4 protein-coding genes are annotated in these 4,507 nt (G+C 57.9%); 2 read left to right on the forward strand and 2 right to left on the reverse strand.

Annotated elements, in window-relative coordinates; all coding sequences use genetic code 11:
* On the forward strand, window positions 1-671 hold a 671-nt coding region (locus FDW94_RS23680), incomplete at its 5' end, for an LptF/LptG family permease (protein ID WP_249358206.1).
* Window positions 671-1,753 carry an LPS export ABC transporter permease LptG gene (gene lptG, locus FDW94_RS00915; protein WP_137376980.1) on the forward strand — a complete coding sequence of 361 codons (1,083 nt, stop codon included), beginning with the start codon at window positions 671-673 and terminating at the stop codon, window positions 1,751-1,753. The genes FDW94_RS23680 and lptG, both read left to right, overlap by 1 nt.
* 103 nt (window positions 1,754-1,856) lie before the next feature.
* Here the strand turns inward: lptG and FDW94_RS00920 are convergent, their stop codons facing one another.
* Both FDW94_RS00920 and FDW94_RS00925 read right to left on the reverse strand, forming a co-directional pair.
* On the reverse strand, window positions 1,857-3,359 hold the full coding sequence (locus FDW94_RS00920) for a helicase HerA-like C-terminal domain-containing protein (RefSeq protein ID WP_048227236.1): 1,503 nt from the start codon (window positions 3,357-3,359) through the stop codon (window positions 1,857-1,859).
* A 147-nt stretch (window positions 3,360-3,506) separates the two neighbouring features.
* A partial coding sequence (locus FDW94_RS00925; protein WP_137376984.1) for an NAD(P)-dependent alcohol dehydrogenase occupies window positions 3,507-4,507 on the reverse strand: 1,001 nt, incomplete at its 5' end.

The following is a 4,507-nucleotide window of genomic DNA, read 5'->3' on the forward strand; positions in this document are numbered from 1 at the left end:
TTGCTCAGGGGCAATTCCAGCAGGCGACCAACGGCAGTTCGGTGCTGTTTATCGAAAGCGTTGACGGCAGCAACTTCAAAGACGTGTTCCTCGCGCAAATCCGCCCGAAAGGCAACGCTCGTCCTTCGGTCGTCGTAGCCGATTCCGGACATCTTACCCAGATGCGTGACGGCTCTCAGGTCGTGACGCTGAACCAGGGGACGCGCTTTGAAGGTACCGCGCTGCTGCGCGATTTCCGCATTACCGACTTCCAGGATTATCAGGCGATTATCGGTCATCAGGCCGTGGCGCTGGATCCAAACGATACCGATCAGATGAACATGCGTACGCTGTGGACGACCGACACCGATCGTGCCCGCGCGGAGCTGACCTGGCGTATCACGTTAGTATTCACCGTATTTATGATGGCGCTGATGGTCGTACCGCTGAGCGTGGTGAACCCGCGTCAGGGGCGCGTGCTGTCGATGCTGCCAGCAATGCTGCTCTATTTGCTGTTCTTCCTGGTTCAGACGTCGCTGAAGTCGAACGGCGGTAAAGGTAAGCTGGATCCGGTGTTCTGGATGTGGACGGTGAACCTGGCATATCTGGCGCTGGCGATTGTGCTTAACCTCTGGGATACGGTGCCGATGCGCCGCTTGCGTGCCCGTTTTATGCGTAAAGGAGCGGTATAATGCAGCCTTTTGGTGTACTTGACCGCTATATCGGTAAAACCATTTTCACCACCATCATGATGACGCTGTTCATGCTGGTGTCGCTCTCCGGGATCATCAAGTTCGTTGACCAGCTGAAAAAAGCCGGGCAGGGGAGCTACGATGCGATGGGCGCCGGGCTGTATCCCCTGCTCAGTGCGCCTAAAGATATCCAGATCTTCTTCCCGATGGCGGCACTGCTGGGGGCATTGCTGGGGCTGGGCATGCTGGCCCAGCGCAGTGAACTGGTGGTGATGCAGGCTTCCGGCTTTACCCGTATGCAGGTGGCGTTGTCGGTGATGAAAACCGCGATTCCGCTGGTGCTGCTGACGATGGCTATCGGCGAATGGGTTGCGCCACAAGGCGAACAGATGGCACGTAACTACCGTGCGCAGCAGATGTACGGCGGCTCGCTGCTCTCTACCCAGCAGGGTTTGTGGGCGAAAGACGGTGACAGCTTTGTCTACATCGAGCGGGTGAAAGGCGACGCAGAGTTAGGCGGGATTAGCATCTACTCGTTTAACGACAAGCGCCGTCTGCAGTCTGTACGCTACGCTGCGAGCGCGACGTTTGACCCGGAGCAGAAGGTCTGGCGTTTGTCGCAGGTGGATGAATCCAACCTGACCGATCCGAAGCAAATCACCGGCTCGCAAACGGTGAGCGGCACTTGGAAAACCAACCTGACGCCCGACAAGCTCGGCGTTGTGGCGTTGGATCCTGATGCGCTGTCGATTAGCGGTCTGCATAACTACGTGAAGTACCTGAAGTCGAGCGGCCAGGATGCCGGACGCTACCAGCTCAATATGTGGAGCAAAGTCTTCCAGCCGCTGTCTGTAGCGGTCATGATGCTGATGGCGCTGTCGTTTATCTTTGGTCCGCTGCGTAGCGTCCCGATGGGCGTGCGCGTGGTGACAGGGATTAGCTTTGGCTTTGTGTTCTATGTGCTGGACCAAATCTTTGGCCCGCTGACGCTGGTGTACGGCATTCCGCCGATTATCGGTGCGCTGCTGCCAAGCGCCAGCTTCTTCCTGATAAGCCTGTGGCTGATGCTGCGTAAGTCGTAATCACAGTAATCGTAGGCCTGATGGCGTTGCGCTTTTCAGGCCTACTCCGGACCCGTAGGCCGGATAAGGCGTTTACACCGCCATCCGGCAACGTAACACGGGGCTAGCGTTTTCTCCCGCCCATCAAACTCCCCAACATGCCGCGAATTATCTGATTGGTAACCTGTCGCGCCGCGCTTTTCGCCACGCTCTGCACCACGCCATCGCGCTTACCGCCGCGCGGTCCGGTGCTGCCAAACAGAATATCCTTCAACCCACCGAGAATACCGCCGTCCACATCGACGGCTTTACCGTTGGCGGGAGGCGTATTTTGCTGCTCGGTACTGGCCTGCACGCCTTGCTGCAAACGCTCATAGGCGGACTCGCGGTCGATCTCTTCTTCATATTTACCGTACAGAGAAGAGTGGTTAATCAGCCCGTTGCGCTCGTCGTCCGTCACCGGTCCCATCCGTGAGCATGGCGCAATCACCATCGCCCGTTCAACCACGGACGGGCTGCCTTTGGCGTCCAGAAACGACACCAGCGCCTCACCGGTTCCCAGCTCCTGAATGGCTTTTTCGGTATCAAATGCCGGGTTGGCGCGCATGGTTTGCGCCGCGCTTTTCACCGCTTTCTGGTCTTTCGGCGTGAACGCGCGCAAGGCGTGCTGCACGCGGTTTCCCAACTGACCAAGCACGTTGTCCGGAATATCCGACGGGTTTTGCGAGACGAACCACACGCCGACCCCTTTCGAGCGGATCAGGCGGATCACCTGTTCGATTTTATCCAGCAGCACCTGCGGAGCATCGTTGAACAGCAGGTGCGCTTCATCGAAGAAGAACACTAGTTTTGGTTTTTCCAGATCGCCCGCTTCCGGCAACTGTTCATACAGCTCGGAGAGCATCCACAGCAGGCTGGCGGCGTACAGTTTGGGCATCTGGTAGAGCTTCTCGGCGCTGAGGATATTAATCATCCCTTTGCCGCTGGCGTCGGTACGCATCCAGTCTTTGATGTCCAGCATCGGTTCGCCAAAGAAGTGTGCCGCGCCCTGTTGCTCCAGCGATAGCAGCCCGCGCTGGATCGCTCCGACCGAGGCGCTACTGATATTGCCGTACTGATTCTGGAAGGATTTAGCGTTATCGCCAATGTACTGGGTGATGGCCCGCAGGTCTTTGAAATCGAGCAGCAACAGACCCTGGTCATCGGCAATGCGGAAGATAATATCCAGCACGCCGGACTGCACGTCGTTGAGGTTCAGCAGACGGGCCAGCAGCAGCGGCCCGAGGTCTGATACCGTGGCCCGCACAGGGTGACCTTTTTCGCCGAAGATATCCCACACCGTGACCGGATTAGCATGCGGTTGCCAGTCGGTAATGCCGATATTTTTCAGGCGGGCGAGCAGCTTTTCAGAGGCTTGTCCTTCCTCGGCCACGCCGGTTAAGTCACCTTTCACATCGGCCATAAATACCGGCACGCCAATCTCGGACAGCGATTCGGCCAGCTTCTGTAGCGTGACGGTTTTACCGGTCCCGGTCGCGCCGGTAATCAGCCCATGACGGTTGGCCATACCTGGCAGTAAAAACAGTTCGGTGTCCGGCGTGCGGGCAATTAGCAGGGGTGCGCTCATTGAGATTTCCTCCATTTATCCTGCCTGGAGTATAGGCAACCGTGACGCACTCTTCACCGCTAAATTGCAGAGATTGTGAGGAGAATTTAACCTGTCTGGAATAGCGGGGAGAATAGCCGGGAAGCTTACGCCACCCGGCAAAGACGATCAGAAGTCTGCTTTAAGCACTACGCGGTAGCGGGCCTTACCGTCACGCACGTGCTGGATTGCTTCGTTAATTTGCGACATCGGGTACAGTTCGGTGGTGGGCGACACCTTGCTGCGCCCGGCAAACTTCATCAGCTTGCGCAGTTCGAACGGCGTACCGGTCGCCGAACCGGAGATGCTGCGATCGCCGGCTATTAAGGTGAACGCCGGAACCGGCAGCGGCTTCAGCACCGCACCGACGGTATGGAAGTTACCGCCGTAGGCCAGTGCTTCAAAATAGGGCTGCCAGTCGAGATCGACGTTAACCGTGTTAATAATGAGATCGAACTGGCCCGCCAGCGCTTGTAGCGCATCCGGATCGCGGCTGTTGACCACCTTATCCGCCCCCATTGCCAGCACTTCCTGCTCTTTCGCCGGATTGGAGCTGAACGCGGTCACTTCGCAACCCATCGCGTGTAACAGCTTAATGGCGATATGCCCCAGGCCGCCGATGCCGATCACCCCGACGCGGCTGGTGGCGGTGATATGGTGCATCAGCAGCGGTTTGAACACCGTGATGCCGCCGCACAGTAATGGGCCAGCTGCCGCCAGATCGATACTCTCCGGTAGCGGGATCACCCACTGCCAGTCGGCCCGCAGCTTCTCGGCAAAGCCGCCGCGATTAAGAATTGTGGGAACAGACCCTTCAAGGCAGTTGATCTGATTACCGCTGATACAGGCATCGCAGTGCCCGCAGCTGCGCGCCGTCCAGCCAACGCCGACGCGCTGACCAACCTTCAGACCTTTATCCTGCGCCGCGCTGCCGAGCGCCGCCACGCGACCAATCACCTCATGCCCGGCAACCAGCGGATACTGAGAAAATCCCCATTCGTTGTCGATCATCGACAAATCAGAATGGCAGATACCGCAGTAATCGACCTGGACTTCGACATCTTCCGGCTTAAGCTCGCCCGCATCATATTCATAGAGTTCGAGTTCGCTGCCCGCCGCTTTTGCGGCGT

It is taken from the genome of Citrobacter sp. wls757, assembly GCF_005280935.1.
GTDB lineage: Bacteria > Pseudomonadota > Gammaproteobacteria > Enterobacterales > Enterobacteriaceae > Citrobacter > Citrobacter portucalensis.